We start from the raw sequence: 17987 nt of genomic DNA on the forward strand, positions 1-17987 counted from the left end.
GGGTCTGGGTGATCCGCCTCCGGACCGGCAGGCTCTTCCTTGTCAGCGGAGATCACGCGAACGAGGAGCAAGGCCATGACGGTTCGGGAAGCGGAGCACACGGGGACGACGGCGGCCGGCGAGGCGCGGACGGCCTGGGCGGCCGGGTGGGCGGCGGCGGTGCAGCGGCCCAGTGCCGGCTTCGGGGAGAACTGGTCGGAGACGGGGTTCGCGCGGCAGTCCGTGCGCCAGGTCGTCCGGGTGACGGGCGGCGGCACGTCGGTCCGCGTCCGGCTGTCCCACCGCTACGGCACCGGGCCGCTGACCGTGGACGGGGCTGCGCTGGCGCTGAGCGCGGGCGGGGCCGCGGTCCGGCCGGAGTCGCGGCGGGCCCTCACCTTCGGCGGCGCGCCGTCGGTGCGGATACCGGCGGGCGGCGAGGCGGTGAGCGATCCGGTGGAGCTGCGGGTGGCGGCCTTCGACTCCGTGGCCCTGTCCCTGTACTTCGATGCTCCGACGGGTCCCGTGACCTTCCACTCGCAGGCGTGGGCGGAGACCTACCGCGCCGCGGGTGATCGGACGGGGGATGCTTCGGGGGCGGGCTTCGACGAGGTCACGCACTCCTGGTACCTGCTGTCCGACATCGAGCTGGCCGGGGAGGGCGCGGCCGAGGGGGCGGTCGTGGCCCTGGGCGACTCGATCACGGACGGCTTCGGCTCCTCCGTGGGGACGAACGGGCGCTACCCGGACGCCCTCGCCGAGCGGCTGGCGGCGGCGGGCCGGCCGTGGGCCGTGCTCAACTCCGGGATCGGGGGCAACCTGCTGCTCCACGACTCCCCGTCGTTCGGCGAGCGGCCCGCCGCGCGGCTGGAGCGGGACGTGCTCGACAAGCCCGGGGTGCGCGCGGTGATCGTGCACGTCGGTCTCAACGACATCGGTTTCAGCGAGGTCGACCTGCCGCTGTACAAGCCGTCGGTGGACGTGTCGGCCGAGGAGCTGATCGCCGGCTACCGGGAGCTGATCCGGCGGGCCCGTGAGCGCGGACTGAAGGTGATCGGCGGGACCATCCTCCCCTTCAAGGGTTCCGAGTACCACACGCCGCGGGCGGAGGCGAAGCGCGTGGCGGTCAACGAGTGGATCCGTACGTCGGGCGAGTTCGACGCGGTGGCGGACTTCGCCGCCGTCCTGGCCTCGGCCGAGGACCCCGAAGTCCTGTCGCCGGTCCACGACTCGGGCGACCGGAAGCACCCGGGCGACGCGGGGTACCGGCTGATGGCGGAGGCGGTGGACCTCGCCGCGCTCTGAGGGGGAACCGGGGATGCCGGCGGGTGGGGCCGTGGCGAACGGCCCCGCGGCCCGCGGGCGTTCCGCTCGGACCGGCACGCGCGTTCAGACCGGCACTGCGCGTTCAGACCGGCACCGCGAGGCGGGCGTCGCCGCGCACCAGCGCCGCGTACCGTCCGTCGGCGGCGAGGAGTTCGCGGTGCGTCCCCCGCTCGGCTATGCGCCCGCCGTCGAGGACCACGATCTGGTCCGCGTCGCGGACGGTGGAGAGGCGGTGCGCGATGGTGATGGTGGTACGGCCTTCGGACAGCGCGTCGATGGCCTTCTGCACGGCCTGTTCGGTGCGGGTGTCCAGGGCGGAGGTGGCCTCGTCCAGGATGAGGACGGGCGGGTCGCGCAGGATGGTGCGGGCGATGGCCAGCCGCTGCTGCTCGCCGCCGGAGAAGCGGTGTCCGCGCTCACCGACGAGGGTGTCGTAGCCGTCGGGCAGGGAGGCGATGTGGTCGTGGATCTGGGCGGCCTCGGCGGCGGCGCGGATCTCGTCGTCGTCGGCGTCCGGCTTGGCGAACCGCAGGTTGTCGGCGACGGAGGCGTGGAACAGGTAGGTCTCCTGGGAGACGATGCCCACGGCGCGGCTGAGGGTGTCGAAGTCGAGGTCGCGGACGTCGGCCCCGTCGATGAGGACGCGGCCGCCGGTGACGTCGTAGAGCCGGGGTACCAGCTGTCCGAGGGTGCTCTTGCCGGAGCCGGTCGGGCCGACGACGGCCAGGCTGCCGCCGGCGGGGACGGTCAGGTCGATGCCGGTGAGGGTGGACCGGGCGGCGTCCGGGCCGTCGTAGGCGAAGTCGACGTCCTCGAAGCGGACCTCGCCGCGGATCTTCTCCAGGCGGACCGGGTGCTCGGGTTCGGTGATCTCCACCGGGAGGTCGAGGTACTCGAAGATGCGCTGGAAGAGGGCGAGGGACGTCTGCACCTGGACGCCCGTGGACAGCAGGGCGACGGTGGGGCGCAGCAGGCCCTGCTGGAGGGAGACGAAGGCGACGAGGGTGCCGATCGACAGGGCGGGCCCGCCGGTCTCCAGGGAGAGGCCGGCCGCCCAGTAGAGGAGCGCGGGCATGGCGGCCATGACGATGCCGATGGTGGACATCCGCCAGCGGCCGGCCATGTTGGCCCTGACCTCCAGGTCGACCAGGCGCTCGGACTCCTTGCCGAAGGCTGCCGTGAGCGAGTCGGCCCGGCCCATGGTCCGGCCCAGGACGATGCCGCTGACGGAGAGCGACTCGGTGACGATCGCGGCCATGGAGGCCATCTGCTTCTGCCGCTGCGAGGCGACCTTCTTGCGCTCGCGGCCCACCCGGTGGCTGATCCAGACGAAGAGCGGCAGCAGGAGCAGCGAGACGGCGGTCAGCCGCCAGTCCAGGGCGAGCATGGCGGCGACCGAGGCGACGACGCTGGTGAGGTTGGAGACCAGCGAGGTGGCAGTGGAGGTGACCGTGGCCTGCATGCCGCCGATGTCGTTGGCGATGCGGGACTGCACCTCGCCGGTGCGGGTCCGGGTGAAGAAGGCGAGGGGCATGCTCTGCAGCCGGGCGTAGACGGCCGTCCGCAGGTCGTGCATGACCCGCTGGCCGACGGTGGTGGACACCAGGGTCTGGAGCACGCCGAAGACGCTGGTGACGACCGCGGCGGCGATCATGCCGAGGGCCAGCAGGGTGAGCAGGCCCGTACGGCCCTCGGGGATGGCGACGTCCAGGATCTCCCGCAGCAGGAACGGCGAGGCCACGGTGACCAGGGAGGAGGCGGCCACGAGCAGCCCGACGAAGGCGAGGCGGCCGCGGTAGGGGCGGAAGAGGCGCAGGATGCGCCGGACTTGGGCGGGTTGTTCGGGGTCGGGGGGTGGTGGGGTCCATTCGGGTTCGTGGGGACGCAAGGGGCTCCTTCGGCGCGTCGCGGTGTCGGCGCACGGCGGTTCCGTCACTTGGCGGCCTCATGGCCGATGACGGTCGCCGAGCTTCGATGAGAGCATAGCTCACTGTTACCTATGCTCACAATGCACTTGCTCTTGCTAATCTGGCCCGATGACCGTCCCCGACACGTCCGGACAGCTCGCCGAACAGCTCCTGCGGCTGACCCGAAGGCTCAATCGCGCGCAGAAGCGCTATCTGGACCCGGTCGGCATCACGCCCGCCCAGTCCCGCCTGCTGCGGTCCGTCGCGCACTGCGAGGAGCCGCCGCGCATGGCCGACCTGGCCGAGCGGCTGGAGGTGGTGCCCCGGGCGGTCACCACCCTCGTCGACGCCCTGGAGGCGTACGGCGCGGTGCGCCGCGTCCCCGACCCCTCCAACCGCCGGGTCATAAGGATCGAGCTCACCGAGCGGGGCCGGGAGACCCTGCGCGCGATGCGCGAGGCGCGGCGCGCCGCGGTGGAGGAGATCCTGTCCCCGCTGACCGCCGAGCAGCGGGAGCTGCTCGGCGGCCTGCTGGACGAGCTCATGCGGGGGCAGCTCCCCCGCCACCCGCCGCGCTGACCGGCGTCAGCAGCGGCTCCGGTCCTCCGTGAGCGCGCCCTGGGCTGTCGCGATCGTCCGGTCGTGGCAGAGGCCCGGCCCGGTCAGACGGTAGCGCTCGCGCGAGACGCCGGTCGCGTGCCGCTGGTCGCGCGGCACGTTCTGGTTGTACGCGGCGTCGCCGGTGTACGTGTCGTCCAGCCGCGACCACCCGGTCCGTACGCCGCCGCGCAGGGTGACGCTCTCGGCGCGGTCACCCGTCGTCAGCACCGTCCGCAGGCGCGGCCCGGTGGCCCCGGTGATCTCGCCGTCGAGGGTGTACGCGCGCTGGGTGCGGGTGGCCGTGGCGGGGCCGCGGCCGCGGACGGTGACCGTCTCGTCGTCGGTCCACCGGGCGCGCAGCCCGTCCGTCGCCTCGCCCTCGGTCCAGTGGTGCGCGGAGTCGGCCCCGACCGCGCGGCGCACGGTGGTCGCGACCCTGCCGTGCGAGGTGTCGAGGTATCCGGAGACGGTCAGGGAGTGGCCGCCCTTCGCCGTGAACCGGTGGGTGGCACCGGGCGTGTACGCCGTGTCGTTCTCGGGCGTGGTCTCGGTGTGCCCGGTGAGCGCCCCGGTGACGCGGGACGCCTTGGCGTCCTGCCAGACGAGGATGTTGGTGGGGGTGCTCCAGCCGCTCTGCCCGGCGGGGACCCCGGCGACCGAGACGGTGATCCGGTGCGGCCGGCCGTCGTTGAGCAGCCCGGCGAACGGGGTGAGGTCGTACTCCAGCGGGCGCACGTCGAAGGCGCGCGGGGCCGGGATCACGTACCAGAGGAAGGGGTTGGACCAGCCGCCGGTCCAGATGGTCGGGTGCGGGGCGGCGATCCCCGCGAGCCGGCCGTCGACGGCCACCCGGACCTCGCGGTACGGCCCGTCGGCGGCCTTGCAGGAGTACGGCGCCGCGTCCGGCACGGTGAGGTACCAGAACTCCTCGCAGCCGCCGCCGGATCCGGTCGCGTAGACCTCGGCGACGATCCGTTCGCTGTTGCGCGGCGTGGTCACCGTGCCCTCGTACGCCGTGCCCGCCTCGTGGGCGCCGTCGAGCGTCAGCACCCGGTCGGGGGCGGCGGCCGGGCGCGCCCGGCCCTCGGCGGCGTGGAAGGTCAGCGTCGCCTTGACCTTGATGACGCCGGTGTACGTCTCGTTGACGAGGTTGCCGATGAGCATCTCGACGGGCTGCGGGGAGCGCAGCGTGGCGGCGTACCGCGTGACGTCCTTCTCGACCTTCCAGGCTATGCCGTCCGGCGACGGCTCTGGGGTGGAGGTGCGCAGCACCTCGACGCCGCCGACGCGCAGGTAGCCGAGGCGGTCGTACTGGCGTCCGGCGACCGAGCCGTCGAGGCGCAGGACGACCTTGTTCCAGCGGTCGCCGCAGCCCTTGGGGGGCGTGTAGGTGCTCTTGTAGGGCGTGTAGTCGCGGAATTCGGTGTCCGCGAGGGTGACGGTGCAGGAGGTGGTGCCCGGTACGGCCACCGGCGGCGCGGCGGTGACGGGGTCGTGCCAGTCGGTGCCGAACTCGGCGGGCGGTTCCGGCGGTCCGGCGGCCACGGCCGGTCCGGTGCCCAGGGCCAGGGCCGCGGCCCCGACGCACAGTGCGCGCAACAGTCGTCTCATGCGGCAGGAGTGAAGCGCGTCGGCGCGCGGCGCACCAGTAGACCTTTGGCCTGATCCTTGCGTGGAGTGCCGGACCGGCGTACCGGGACGGCGGAAATTCGGTTGAACTCGGCGTGGTGGCGGGGCGACGCTGTCACGGCTCCCCTTCTTCCCCTCCCCCTTCGCGCCCTTGGGACGTCATGCGTATTGCCGATCTTCCCTATGCCGATCCCGGAGTGCCGGACGCCCGCTCCGGCCCCCGCCTGCTCTGGTGGCTGAGCCGCCGCCAGCTGGGCGGGCAACTGGCGGCCCTGGGGTGGGGGGTGCTGCACATGGCCGCCGTGGCCCTGTTCCCGCTGGCCGTGGGCATGACGGTGCAGGCCGTGGTCGACCGCTCGGGCTCCCGGCTGGCGGCGGCGGGCGGCCTGATGCTGCTGCTGGGCGCACTCACCGCGCTAGGCGACACCATGCTCCACCGGGTGTCCGTCACCAACTGGATCACCTCCGCGGCCCGGCTGCAGCAGTTGCTGGCCCGCAAGGCGGCCGAGTTGGGCTCTGCGCTGACGCGGCGCGTCGCCGCCGGTGAGGTCGTCACGGTCTCGACGGCGGACGTGGAGCACATCGGCTGGTTCGTGGAGACCCAGTCGCGGTTCCTCTCGGCGGTGGTCACCACGCTCGCCGTCTGCGTGGGCCTGGTCTTCTACCAGCCGGTCCTCGGCGCGGTGGTGGCGGTCGGCGTGCCGCTGCTGGTGCTCGCCGTCCTGCCGCTGCTGCCGCCGGCGACGCGCCGGGCGGACGAGCAGCGGGAGTTGGCGGGGCACGCCACGGAGCTGGCCTCGGACACGGTCGCGGGCCTGCGGGTGCTGCGCGGCATCGGCGGCGAGGAGCTGTTCCTCACCCGGTACCGCCGGGCGTCGCAGGAGGTGCGGGGGGCCTCCGTGCGCAGCGCCCGGATGTGGGCGTTGATCGCGGCGGTGCAGGTGCTGCTGCCGGGGCTGCTGATGATCGCCGTCGTCTGGCTCGGGATCGGGCTGGTGCGCGACGGCCGGGTCGGCGTCGGCGAGTTGGTGACCGTCTACGGCGTGGTCACGTTCCTGCTCTTCCCGCTGCGGCAGGTGGAGGAGGCGGCCATGGCGTACTCCTTCTCGCGGCCTTCGGCCGAACGGGCGGCCCGGCTGCTGGCGCTGCGGCGCACGGCCGAGCCGGCCGACGCCGATGCCGATGCTGCCGCTGATGCCGGCCGCGCGCTCGGCGGCGACCTCCACGACCCGGTGACGGGACTGCGGGCCCGGGAAGGGGAGTTGACGGCCGTGGTGTGCGGGGACCCGGACGCCGCCGGGCTGCTCGCCGACCGGCTCGGCGGCCACGCGCCGCAGGCCGCGGCCGGGACGCCGTCGGTGCTGCTCGGCGGCGTGCCCCTGGACGGGGTGCCACTGGCGGCCGCCCGGGAGGCGGTGCTCGTGCAGGACAAGGACCCCGTGCTGCTCTCCGGCACCCTGGCCGAACTGCTGGACGTACCGGCCCCGGGCCGCGTCTCGCCGGAGGCCGCGCTGGCGGCGGCGCGCTGCGACGACGTCCTGGACTCGCTGGAGCGCTCCTCGGCCGATCCGTCGGCCGGGGCCATGGCCGCCCACATCACCGAGCGGGGCCGGTCGTTGTCGGGCGGCCAGCGGCAGCGGCTGGCGCTCGCCCGGTCCCTGGTGGCGGATCCGGAGGTGCTGGTGCTGGACGAGCCGACGTCGGCGGTGGACGCGCACACCGAGGCCCGGGTCGGCGAGGGCGTGCGCGCCCTGCGCGCGGGGCGCACGACGGTGGTGTTCACCTCCAGCCCGCTGCTGCTCGACCGTGCGGACCGCGTGGTGATGGTGCGGGACGGACGGGTGGTGGCCGTGGGACGGCACGACGAACTGCTGCGCACGGACCGCGCCTACCGCGCCGCGGTCACCCGCGCGACGGACGACGCCCCGGACGACGCCCCGGACGCCGCGCCGGACACCGCCCCGGACGCCGTCCTCACCCGGGCGGGCGGTACATCAGCGGACGGACGGATCGGGGAATCGGAATGATCGGCGTCGCACCACCCTCCTACGACCCGGCGGCCCCGGAGTCCGCGACCACCCTGCCGGTCGGCGGGCCGGCGACCGTACGCCGTTGCGTACGCGAACTGGCGCGCAGGCACCGGCGGGCGCTCGTCCTGCTGGTCGTCGTCAACTCCGTCGCCGTGACGGCGTCGATGGTGGGCCCGTACCTGCTGGGCGGCCTCGTCGAGGACCTGTCGGACGGCGCGGCCGTCCGCCTGGGCCCGGTGATCTCCCTGTTCGCGGTGGCCCTGGCCGTACAGACGCTGTTCACCCGCATGACGCGGGTGCGCGGCGCGATGCTCGGCGAGGAGATGCTCGCGGACCTGCGTGAGGACTTCCTCGTCCGCTCGGTGCGGCTGCCGCCGGGCGTCCTGGAGCGCGCGGGCACCGGCGACCTGCTGTCCCGGATCACCACCGACGTCGACCGGCTGGCGAACGCCATGCGGGAGGCGGTCCCCGAGCTGGCCATCGGCGTCGTGTGGGGCGTACTGCTGCTGGGCGCCCTGACCGTGACCGCGCCGCCGCTGGCGCTGGCCGTGCTGGTGGCGCTGCCGCTGCTGATCGCCGGCTGCCGCTGGTACTTCCCGCGCGCCCCGCGCGCCTACCGTGCGGAGGCGGCGGGCTACGCCGCGGTCTCCGCGTCCCTGGCGGAGACGGTGGACGCCGGACGCACCATAGAGGCGCACCGCCTGGGCGCGCGCCGGGTCGCGCTCTCCGACCGGCGGATCCTGGAGTGGACCCGCTGGGAGCGGTACACCCTCTGGCTGCGCACGGTGTTCTACCCCGTGGTCAACATGACGCACGCGCTCGTGACCGGTTCGGTACTGCTCCTCGGCGGGGTCTTCGTCCTGCAAGGGTGGATCTCGGTCGGCCAGTTGACGACCGGCGCGCTGTTCGCCCAGATGTTGACCGAACCGGTGGGCATCGTGCTGCGCTGGTACGACGAGCTCCAGGTGGCCCAGGTGTCGCTGGCCCGGCTGGTGGGCGTCCGCGAGATCGAGCCCGCCGGGGGCGACGCGGCGGTCCGGCCGGAGGGGCGGGCCGTACGGGCGGAGGACGTGCGCTTCGGCTACGCCCCGGGGCACGACGTGCTGCACGACGTGTCCCTGGACGTGCCGCCCGGTACGCGGGTGGCACTGGTCGGCCCGTCCGGCGCGGGCAAGTCGACGCTGGGACGGCTGCTGGCGGGCATCTACGCGCCGCGCGCCGGCGCCGTGACCCTGGGCGGCGCCGAGCTGTCCCGGATGCCGGCCGAGGAGGTACGTCGGCACGTGGCGCTCGTCAACCAGGAGCACCACGTCTTCGTCGGCTCGCTCCGCGACAACCTGCTGCTGGCCCGATCCGGCGCCGGGGACGAGGAGCTGTGGGCGGCGCTGAAGGTGGTGGACGCCGAGGAGTGGGCGCGGGCGCTGGACGAGGGGCTGGACACCGAGGTGGGCTCGGGCGGGCTCGCCCTCACCCCCGCCCAGGCCCAGCAGATCGCGCTGGCGCGGCTGGTCCTGGCCGACCCGCACACGCTGGTGCTGGACGAGGCGACGTCGCTGCTGGACCCGCGGGCGGCCCGGCGATTGGAGAGCTCGCTGGCCAGGGTGCTGGAGGGGCGGACGGTCGTGGCCATCGCGCACCGGCTGCACACGGCGCACGACGCCGACGTGATCGCGGTCGCGGAGGACGGCCGGATCAGCGAACTGGGCAGCCACGACGAACTCGTCGCGGCGGACGGGACGTACGCGGCGCTGTGGCGGTCCTGGCAGCGGTAGGCGAAGGCCGCGCGGCGGCAGCGGTAGGCGAAGGCCGCGCGGCGGCAGGTGAAGGCCGCGCGGCGGTAGGCGAGGGCCGCGCCGGGGCCGTCAGGGAGACGGCGCTCCCGTGAGCGCGGCGAGGGCCCGGCGGAGGACGTCGTCGTCCGCCGGGCGGCCGGTCCAGCGGGCGCCGACGTACCCGTCGGGCCGGACGAGCAGCGCTCCGTGCGGGCCGAGGCCGCAGGGCCCGGCGTGCTCGGGCGGCAGCGGCTCGACGCGCAGCGGCCAACGGGTGGCGGCGCCGCTCTGCCGCCCCCACCGCACCGGGTCCGGGGTGAGGACGGTGAACCACTCGCCGAGGGCGTCGAGCGTGGAGCGGCCGGGCGCGAGCCAGTGGTGCGGCAGCCGGTGCCCCGGCTCGGCGGTGGGGACGTAGTCCGTGCCGCCGACGGGCTCGGACGGGGCGTCGGGGCCGGTACGGTCGGTGCGGACGGCGGCGGAGCGGTAGGCGGCGCCGAGGACGAGGCCGAGCTGGGCGAAGTACTCCTCCGACCAGGGCAGTTCGACCCGCTCGGGCGCCACGTCGCCGGCGCGGAGCTGCTCCTGTCGGTGCCGCTGCACCTGCTGGAGCAGCCGGGTATTGGCCACGGTCTGGTCCAGCGTCCGCAGGGCGACCGGCCGGCGTTCCGCCGCGTAGGTGTCCAGGAGGTCCGGTCCGGCCCAGCCTCGGAGCACCCCGGCCAGTTTCCAGCACAGGTTGTGCGCGTCGGCGACGCCGGTGTTCATGCCCAGGCCGCCGATGATGGGCATCGCGTGCGCGGCGTCGCCGGCCAACAGGACGCGGCCGTGCCGGAGGCGTTCGGCGACGAACGCGTGCATCACCCAGTGCTGCACGCGCAGCACCTCGATCCCCGCCGGCGCCCCGGGCCCGAGGGCGTGCGCGACGAGCCCGGCCCAGTCGGCGTGCTCGGTGTCGCCGGGGCTGGGGGCGAACCACGACCAGCCGCCTTCCGGGTAGAGCGGGAGGAAGGAGCCGTGCGCGGTGAAGTAGACCCCGGCGGGCCGGTCGGCGCTCCAGCGGCCGAGGTCGGCGTCGAAGACGACGGTGGTGATGTCCCCCAGGACCCCGGGGCCCGTGGTGCCGATGCCCAGCAGACTCCGGACGGTGGAGCGCGCGCCGTCGGCGGCGAGGACGTACCGGGCGCGGATCCGCGTCTCGACGCCGCCGTCCCGGTCGTGGAGCACGGCCGTGACGCCGTCGGCGTCCTCGGTCAGGCCGGTCAGCTCCGTGCCGAACCGGACGGGCGCGTCCGCCGCGTCCAACAGGATGGGTTCCAGGCGGTCCTGCGAGGTGACGACGCCGCGCAGCGGACTCTGCGGCACCGGCGCGTCGATCCCGACCATGGCCGCGGTCGCGAAGTCGCGGCCGTCGAGGGTGTCGCGGAAGCGGATGCGGCCGTACTCCGGCGGGAAGGCGGCGGCGGTGATCCGGGCGGCCGTTCCGAGCCCGCGGAAGATCTCCATCGAGCGCACGTTGACCAGCCGGGACCGCGGGAAGGGCGACAGCGCGCGGTGCTTCTCGACCAGCAGCGCCCGGACGCCCCACCGCTCCAGGAGGGCCCGCGCGGTAAGCCCGACCGGGCCGCCCCCGACGATCAGCACCTCGGTCGCGGTCCCGGCGTCCGGTACGGGCATGCCGTGGTCCTCCCGCGTCGTCGGCCGAGGGCTCCGGCCGAAGCCGCCGAGCCGCACCCCACCGTCCAGGGGACCAGGGACGGGGTGCCCGCGCCAGCGCCGCGCCGCCGTTCGTGCGCTTTTCGAGGATCGGGACCCCATATCCGATACCGCCCAGTATGGGAAGCAGTGATTCAAGTCATGGTTGGCTTGCCGCCGTTGATCGGGTAGGTTCAATAACGATCTTGGTCGTGCGGGTCCGATGCACCCGGACGACAGAACGGCCGCCGGCAGGCGGCCGAGTGACAACGTTGTGCCTAATCGGGGGGTAAGGCATGAGACTGCGGACGCGAGCGCGCGACGGTCATCGGCCACACATCCACTGACAAAACCCGGCGGCGGGTAACCGCGCCGCTTTCCCATGTCATGCACTGGACATACCGCCCGGTCTGTGCGGGCGACGGACGAGCCCGTCGCCGCCGGGCAGCCGCGGCGATGCCGCCATGCGTTCCCTCCGACAAGCCCGAGAAGGCGAGGAGACAATGAGCAATCCGTTCGACGCCGAAGACGGCAGCTACTTCGTGCTCACGAACGACGAGGGACAGCACTCCCTCTGGCCGGCCTTCGCCGAGATCCCGGCCGGCTGGTCGGTGGCCTTCGGCGCGGCCGACCGCACGGCGTGCCTGGAGTACGTCGACGAGACGTGGACCGACCTGCGCCCCAAGTCGCTCGTCGAGGCGACGGCGGGCACGACGGGTACGGCGGGCACGACGGGTACGGCGGGCACGGCTTCTCCCGCGACCTGACGTGAGGAGAGAGCGTGCGGGCTCGGTTCCTCGGTGAATTTCCGCGCAGCGGCTGCGCGAAGCAAGCGAGATCGGAAGGCAGTTACTCCATGACGGCACGCCCAGACTCATCCGCAGGAGACGTAGTAGACGTTGTCGGGATCGGGTTCGGCCCTTCCAATCTCGCACTCGCCATCGCTCTTGAGGAAACCGCGGAATCCGCCGGGCAACCCAGCATGCGCTTCTACGAGCGGCAGCCCCGCTTCGGCTGGCACCGCGGCATGCTGATGGAAGACGTCACCATGCAGGTCTCCTTCCTCAAGGACCTGGCGACCATGCGCGACGCGACGAGCCGGTACACGTTCGTCTCCTACCTCCAGGAGAAGGGCAGGATCGCCGAGTTCATCAACAGCAAGACGCTGTACCCCCTGCGGGTCGAGTTCCACGACTACCTCGAATGGGCGGCCCACCGCTTCCGTTCGCACGTGACGTACGGCACCGAGGTCACCGCCGTCCGGCCGGTGACCGAGGACGGCGTGGTGACCCACGTCGACGTGGTGGCCCGTCCCGCGTCCGGGGGCCCGGAGACCGTCGTCCAGCGCGCCCGGAACGTCGTGATCGGCCTGGGTCTGACGCCGCACCTGCCGGAGGGCGTCCGGGAGACCGAGCGCGTCTGGCACAGCTCGGGGCTGATGCACCGGACCCGCGATCTCGCCTACGCCCCGCGGGACTTCGTCGTCGTGGGCTCCGGCCAGAGCGCCGCCGAGGCCGCCGGCTACCTGCACGGCACCTTCCCCGACGCCACGGTGCACACGGTGCTCTCGCGCTACGGCTACAGCGTCGCCGACGACAGCCCGTTCGCCAACGGCGTCTTCGACCCCGAGGCGGTCGACCGCTTCTTCGCCGCTCCGGACGACGCCAAGCGGCGCCTCCTCGACTACCACGGCAACACCAACTACGCGGTGGTGGACCTCGACCTGTCGCAGGAGCTGTACCGCAGGAGCTACCAGGAGAAGGTCCTGGGCCGGCAGCGGCTGCGGATGCTCAACACCTCCCGCGTCACCTCCGTCGACGAACACGCCGACGGTGTACGGGTGGTCGTCGAGTCGACCACCTCCGACGAGGTGCGGACCCTCGACGCGGACGCCGTCGTCTACGCCACCGGCTACCGGCCGAGCGACCCGGCGCCGCTGCTCCGGGAACTGCTCCCCGAGTGCAAGCGCGACGAGCGGGGACGGCTCGACGTGGCGCGGGACTTCCGCGTCACCACGTCCGACGCGGTGCGCTGCGGGATCTACGTCCACGGAGCGAGCACCGAGCACTCCCACGGTCTGTCGGCCGGCCTCCTGTCCACCACCGCGGTCCGGTCCGGCGAGATCGCCGACTCCCTCACCAGGAGGTAACCATGTACGTCCCCACGATCTACCAGGCGGAAGACCGCACATGGCTCCGCCGCGTCGTCGAGCGGTACCCGCTCGCCACGCTGATCACCAACGGGCCGGAGGCGCCGTACGCCACCCATCTCCCGGTGATCTTCACCCCGGGCGGCACCCCCGAGACCGGGGCCCCCGAGACCGGCGGCCCCGAGACCGGCGGACCCGAGGGCGCCACCCTCCTCGGGCACATGAACCGGTCCAACCCCCACTGGGAGGCGCTGGCCGACGGCGTCCAGGCACAGCTGGTCTTCACCGGCCCGCACGGTTACGTCACCCCCGCCGTCTACGAGACGACGCCGGCGGCACCGACCTGGAACTTCGTCTCCGTGCACCTCCAGGGAACGCTGCGGCTCATCCCCGATTTCGAGGAGACGCTGAACGTCGTCCGCATGACGGTCCAGGCGTACGAGAAGGAGTTCGGCGACGGCTGGGAGACGGAAGGGTCGCTGGACTACTTCCGGCAGATCGGCCCGGCGGTCGGGGCCTTCCATTTCGACGTGCGGTCGGCGGACGGCATGTTCAAGCTCAGCCAGGAGAAGGACCCGGACGTCCGGGAGAAGGTCGCCGCCCGGTTCGGCACCGGCGGCACGGGACGCGGCGCCGAACTCGCCGCCTTCATGCGCGAGTTCCTCGGCACCGACCGCGGCACCGACCGCGCCGGCGCCTGAGCGCACGCGTCCCCCACCCCATTCACCCCCAGCAGAGGAGCGCCCGTGCCCGCCACCGATGTGACCCCTTCCACCCCTTCCGTCACTTCCGCCCCTGAGCACGGCCGACGCCGGGAGGCGACCCCGCGCCGCCTCCTGATGTGCCGTCCCAGCCACTACGGCGTCGTCTACTCCATCAACCCGTGGATGCACCCGGACAAGCCGTGCGACACCGGCCTGGCGCTCGCCCAGTGGGAGGAGCTGCGCCGGCTCTACACGTCGCTCGGCCACACCGTCGACGTCATCGACCCGATCCCCGGCCTGCCCGACATGGTGTTCGCCGCCAACGGCGCGACGGTCGTCGACGGCAAGGTGCTCGGGGCGCGGTTCCGCCACGCGGAGCGGACGGCCGAGGGACCCGCCTACCTCTCCTGGTTCCGGGAGCAGGGGTTCGAGGACTTCCTGTGGCCGGAGTTCATCAACGAGGGCGAGGGCGACTACCTCCTCGTCGGCCGCCGCCTCCTGGCCGGCACCGGGTTCCGCACCGACCCGCGCTCGCACGCCGAGGCACAGGAGTTCTTCGGCGTCCCGGTCACCGGCCTCACGCTGGTCAACCCGCGCCACTACCACCTCGACACCGCGCTGTCCGTGCTGTCGGAGGACGAGATCATGTACTACCCGGACGCCTTCTCGCCGGGCAGCCGGTCCGTGCTCGCGGAGATGTTCCCCGACGCGATCCTGGCGTCCCCCGAGGACGCGGCGGTCTTCGGGCTCAACGCGTTCAGCGACGGCTACAACGTCGTCCTGCCGCAGGCGGCCACCGGTCTCGCCGCGCAGCTCCGGGAGCGCGGCTTCAACCCGGTCGGCGTCGACCTCTCCGAACTGCTCAAGGCCGGGGGCAGCGCCAAGTGCTGCACCCTCGAACTGCGGTCCGCCCAGGCCCCGCGGGCGTCGGTCTGACCTCGGTCCGACCCGCACGAGCACAGGCCGGGACAGGCCGGAACAAGGGGGAATCCGTGGAGAGTTACGACATCGTCGTGGTGGGCGCGCGCTGCGCCGGCGCGTCGACCGCGCTGCTGCTGGCCCGGCAGGGACGGCGCGTCCTGCTGGTCGACAAGGCGTCCTTCCCGTCGGACACCATGTCCACGCTCTACATCCACCCGCCGGGCGTCGCGCGGCTGGCGCGGTGGGGGGTGCTCGACGACGTCGTGGCCTCCGGCTGCCCGCCGCTGGACACCATCAGCCACGACGTCGACGGGCTCCGGCTGGCCGCCGCCGTGACGCCGGTGGACGGCGCGACCGCCGCCTACGCGCCGCGCCGGCACGTCCTCGACGGCCTGCTCGTGCGGGCCGCCGTGGCGGCGGGCGCCGAGTTCCGGGACGGGACGCGGGCGGAGGAGCTGGTGTGGCGCGACGGCCGGGTCACCGGGGTCCGCCTGCGGACCGGCGACTCCGTACGGACCGTGTCGGCGGGGCTGGTCATCGGGGCCGACGGCATGCGGTCCAAGGTGGCGGAGCTGGCCGACGCGCCCGTCGTCCGCTCCGCGCCCCTGGCGACCTGCGTGTACTACACGTTCTGGAGCGGGCTGCGCACGGGATTCGGCTTCCACGAGAGCGTCGGGCGCTGGATCGCCCGGATCCCGACCCACGACGACCTCACGGTCGTCGCCGCGTACCTGCCGCAGGACGAGTTCCAGGCCGCCCGCCGCGATCCCGCCGAGGCGTACCTGTCGGCGGTCAAGTCGACGGCCCCGGACCTGTACGAGCAGCTGATGGCCGGCGAGCGCGCCGACCGGTGGCGCGGGACGGGCGACCAGCGGAACTACTTCCGCCAGGCGCACGGCCCGGGCTGGGCGCTGGCCGGTGACGCGGCCCACCACCTCGACTCGATCACCGCCCGCGGCATCACCAACGCGCTGATCCAGGCCGAGCTGCTGGCCGGCTCCCTGGCCGGAGTGGACGTCGCGGACACGGCGGCCGTCGACGAGGCGACGGCGCGGTTCGGGCGGGACATGGCCGCCGCCCTCGCCGAGCCGTACGCGAGCACCCTCGAACTGGCCAAGCTCCGGCCGACGAAGGCACGGCTGCGCATGCTGCGCGCGGTCGCCGCGTCGCCGGAACTGACGTCGCGTTACTTCGCCCTGTCCTCCGGCGCCATCAGGATGCGCGAGTTCATGACGGCCGACGTGGTGGACCTGCTGTAGACCTCGCGCGTCCCCAAGCCGCCGCACCCCCCATCTCCCGCCGGCAGCCCACCGCTGCCTGCCGCACGTAAGGTTGAGCATTGATCCCGTTGTCCTTCGCGCAGCGCCGGTTGTGGTTCGTCCACCAGTTGGAGGGACTGTCGGCGACGTACAACATCCCCCTGGTGCTGCGGCTGACCGGTGGGCTCGACGACCGGGCGCTGGGTGCGGCGGTCGCCGACGTCGTGGGCCGGCACGAGAGTCTGCGGACCGTCTTCCCGGCCGTGGACGGCGTGCCCGAGCAGCGCGTCCTCGACATGGACGGTGCGGACTTCGGCTGGGACGTCGTCGACGCCTCGGGGTGGCCGAAGGACGCCCTGGACGACGCCGTGGCGCGGGTCACCGGGTACGCGTTCGACCTGGCCGCCGAGATCCCGTTCCGCGCCCGGCTGTTCCGGGTGGCGGCCGACGAGCACCTGCTGGTGCTCGTGATGCACCACATCGCGTCGGACGGCCTGTCGATCCCCCCGTTCCTGCGGGACGTCGAGCAGGCGTACGGCGCCCGTCTCGCCGGGCAGGCCCCCGGCTGGGCGCCGCTGCCGCTGCGCTACACGGAGCACACGTTGCGCCAGCGCGAGGCGCTCGGCAGTGAAGACGACCCCGGCAGCGTGCTCAGCCGCCAACTGCGGTTCTGGGACAGGACGCTCTCCGGCTACGAGGGCCGGCTGGAGCTCCCGACCGACCGGCCGTACCCGGCGGTTGCGGACCACCAAGGCGCCCGCATCCCCGTCGAGTGGCCCGCGTCGCTCCAGGAGCAGGTCCGGCGGGTGGCGCGGGAGCACCGGTCGACCGGCTTCATGGTGGTCTCGGCGGCCCTGGCGCTCCTGCTGTCCAAGCTGAGCGGCGGCCCCGACGTGGCGTTCGGCGTGCCGACGACGGGCCGGCGCGACGCCGACCTCGCCGGCCTGGTGGGGTTCTTCGCCAACACCCTGGTGCTGCGGGCGGACGTCTCCGAGCGGCTGACCTGCGGTGAGCTGCTGCGGCAGGTCCGGGACCGGACGCTGGACGCGTCGGCGCACCAGGACGCGCCGTTCGACACCCTCGTCGACCTGGTCAACCCCGCACGCTCGGCGGCCCACCACGCGCTGGTGCAGGTCATGCTCGGCTGGCAGAACCACATCACGGCCGAGCTCGACCTGCCGGGGGTGCGGGCGGAGACCGTGCCCACCTCCTCCCGTCAGGCCCGGATGGACCTGACCTTCGCCCTGGGCGAGCGGTACACCGGCTCCGGCGAGCCGGCGGGCATCGGCGGCGTGGTCGAGTACCGCACCGACGTGTACGACGCGGCGACGATCGAGACGCTGGTGGACCGGCTGCGGCGGGTCCTCTCCGCGATGGTCGCGGACATGGACCGGCCGGTCGCCTCGGTGGACGTGCTGGACGACGACGAGCGCGCCCGGCTCGACGAGCTGGGCCGGCGCTCGGTGCTCGCGGAGGCGGCCGGCGGTACCTCCGTCCCCGAGCTGTTCGCGGCCCGGGCGGCCCGGCGGCCGGACGCGGTGGCGCTGACGTTCCGGGACCGCTCGTGGACGTACCGCGAGCTGGACGAGGCGTCCACGCGGCTGGCGCGGCTGCTGGAAGGCCGGGGCGTGGCCGCGGGCGACGCCGTCGCCCTGCTGCTCCCGCGCTCGGCCGAGACGGTGGTCGCGGTCCTGGCCGTGCTGAAGCTGGGCGCGATGTACGTGCCGGTCGACGTCAAGCACCCGGACGAGCGGGTGGCGTTCGTCCTCGGCGACGCGGCTCCGAAGGCCGTGCTGACCACGGCCGGGCTGGCCCACCGGGTCGAGGGCACCGGCGTGCCGGTGGTGGACGTCGCCGACCCCGGCCTGTCCGGCGAGTCGGCCGCGGCCCTGCCGTTCCCGGACGCCGAGCGCGTCGCCTACATCATCTACACCTCGGGCACGACCGGCCGCCCCAAGGGCGTCGCGGTCTCCCAGGCGAGCGTCACCCGGCTGTTCACCTCGACGGCCCCGGGCT

General features: G+C 73.7%; 13 protein-coding genes. 10 read left to right on the forward strand and 3 right to left on the reverse strand.

What is annotated here, in order from left to right; all coding sequences use genetic code 11:
- The first annotated feature begins 75 nt into the window (after positions 1-75).
- On the forward strand, positions 76-1284 hold the full coding sequence (locus tag JNW98_RS09105; protein WP_223767606.1) for an SGNH/GDSL hydrolase family protein: 1209 nt from the start codon (positions 76-78) through the stop codon (positions 1282-1284).
- 103 nt (positions 1285-1387) lie between these two features.
- On the opposite strand, the gene JNW98_RS09110 is transcribed toward JNW98_RS09105, so the two are convergent.
- Positions 1388-3193 carry an ABC transporter ATP-binding protein gene (locus tag JNW98_RS09110; RefSeq protein WP_223767607.1) on the reverse strand — a complete coding sequence of 602 codons (1806 nt, stop codon included), beginning with the start codon at positions 3191-3193 and terminating at the stop codon, positions 1388-1390.
- A gap of 148 nt (positions 3194-3341) precedes the next feature.
- Here JNW98_RS09110 and JNW98_RS09115 point away from each other — a divergent pair, with 148 nt between their 5' ends.
- A complete protein-coding gene (locus JNW98_RS09115; RefSeq protein WP_223767608.1) occupies positions 3342-3791 on the forward strand; it encodes a MarR family transcriptional regulator in 450 nt (149 codons plus the stop codon).
- Between the two features lie 6 nt (positions 3792-3797).
- Here the strand turns inward: JNW98_RS09115 and JNW98_RS09120 are convergent, their stop codons facing one another.
- Positions 3798-5423: a peptide-N4-asparagine amidase gene (locus JNW98_RS09120; protein ID WP_223767609.1), complete on the reverse strand. Its 1626-nt coding sequence runs from the start codon at positions 5421-5423 to the stop codon at positions 3798-3800.
- A gap of 179 nt (positions 5424-5602) precedes the next feature.
- Between JNW98_RS09120 and JNW98_RS09125 the strand changes: the two genes are divergently transcribed.
- Together JNW98_RS09125 and JNW98_RS09130 are read left to right on the forward strand one after the other, a co-directional pair.
- A complete protein-coding gene (locus JNW98_RS09125) occupies positions 5603-7468 on the forward strand; it encodes an ABC transporter transmembrane domain-containing protein (protein ID WP_223767610.1) in 1866 nt (621 codons plus the stop codon).
- Entirely contained in the window at positions 7465-9243 is a 1779-nt protein-coding gene (locus tag JNW98_RS09130) for an ABC transporter ATP-binding protein (protein WP_223767611.1), read from the forward strand. Before JNW98_RS09125 ends, JNW98_RS09130 begins: the two co-directional genes overlap by 4 nt.
- A 90-nt stretch (positions 9244-9333) precedes the next feature.
- Here JNW98_RS09130 and JNW98_RS09135 read toward each other — a convergent pair whose 3' ends face one another.
- A complete protein-coding gene (locus tag JNW98_RS09135) occupies positions 9334-10920 on the reverse strand; it encodes an FAD-dependent monooxygenase (RefSeq protein ID WP_223767612.1) in 1587 nt (528 codons plus the stop codon).
- Between the two features lie 521 nt (positions 10921-11441).
- On the opposite strand from JNW98_RS09135, the gene JNW98_RS09140 reads away from it, so the two are divergent.
- The 6 genes from JNW98_RS09140 to JNW98_RS09165 all read left to right on the forward strand — a co-directional run.
- Positions 11442-11705, forward strand: coding sequence for an MbtH family protein (locus JNW98_RS09140; protein WP_223767613.1), 264 nt, complete (start codon positions 11442-11444; stop codon positions 11703-11705).
- 89 nt (positions 11706-11794) lie between these two features.
- Positions 11795-13087, forward strand: coding sequence for a lysine N(6)-hydroxylase/L-ornithine N(5)-oxygenase family protein (locus JNW98_RS09145; RefSeq protein ID WP_223767614.1), 1293 nt, complete (start codon positions 11795-11797; stop codon positions 13085-13087).
- Positions 13088-13089: 2 nt separating this feature from the next.
- Entirely contained in the window at positions 13090-13788 is a 699-nt protein-coding gene (locus JNW98_RS09150; protein ID WP_223767615.1) for an FMN-binding negative transcriptional regulator, read from the forward strand.
- A 60-nt stretch (positions 13789-13848) separates the two neighbouring features.
- Positions 13849-14727 (forward strand): dimethylargininase, encoded by an 879-nt coding sequence (ddaH, locus tag JNW98_RS09155; RefSeq protein WP_372459195.1) that lies wholly within the window; start codon positions 13849-13851, stop codon positions 14725-14727.
- 56 nt (positions 14728-14783) lie between these two features.
- A complete protein-coding gene (locus tag JNW98_RS09160) occupies positions 14784-15971 on the forward strand; it encodes an FAD-dependent oxidoreductase (protein WP_223767616.1) in 1188 nt (395 codons plus the stop codon).
- 80 nt (positions 15972-16051) lie between these two features.
- On the forward strand, positions 16052-17987 hold a 1936-nt coding region (locus JNW98_RS09165), incomplete at its 3' end, for a condensation domain-containing protein (RefSeq protein ID WP_223767617.1).

It is taken from the genome of Streptomyces huiliensis (assembly GCF_020037025.1).
Lineage (GTDB): Bacteria > Actinomycetota > Actinomycetes > Streptomycetales > Streptomycetaceae > Streptomyces > Streptomyces huiliensis.

Bases quoted from the DNA above. Each gene is read 5' to 3' on its own strand.
- JNW98_RS09105 (WP_223767606.1), top strand. From the start codon at position 76: ATGACGGTTCGGGAAGCGGAGCACACGGGGACGACGGCGGCCGGCGAG.
- JNW98_RS09145 (WP_223767614.1), top strand. From the start codon at position 11,795: ATGACGGCACGCCCAGACTCATCCGCAGGAGACGTAGTAGACGTTGTC.
- JNW98_RS09150 (WP_223767615.1), top strand. From the start codon at position 13,090: ATGTACGTCCCCACGATCTACCAGGCGGAAGACCGCACATGGCTCCGC.
- JNW98_RS09130 (WP_223767611.1), top strand. From the start codon at position 7,465: ATGATCGGCGTCGCACCACCCTCCTACGACCCGGCGGCCCCGGAGTCC.
- JNW98_RS09125 (WP_223767610.1), top strand. From the start codon at position 5,603: ATGCGTATTGCCGATCTTCCCTATGCCGATCCCGGAGTGCCGGACGCC.
- JNW98_RS09140 (WP_223767613.1), top strand. From the start codon at position 11,442: ATGAGCAATCCGTTCGACGCCGAAGACGGCAGCTACTTCGTGCTCACG.
- JNW98_RS09135 (WP_223767612.1), bottom strand. From the start codon at position 10,920: ATGCCCGTACCGGACGCCGGGACCGCGACCGAGGTGCTGATCGTCGGG.
- JNW98_RS09115 (WP_223767608.1), top strand. From the start codon at position 3,342: ATGACCGTCCCCGACACGTCCGGACAGCTCGCCGAACAGCTCCTGCGG.
- JNW98_RS09120 (WP_223767609.1), bottom strand. From the start codon at position 5,423: ATGAGACGACTGTTGCGCGCACTGTGCGTCGGGGCCGCGGCCCTGGCC.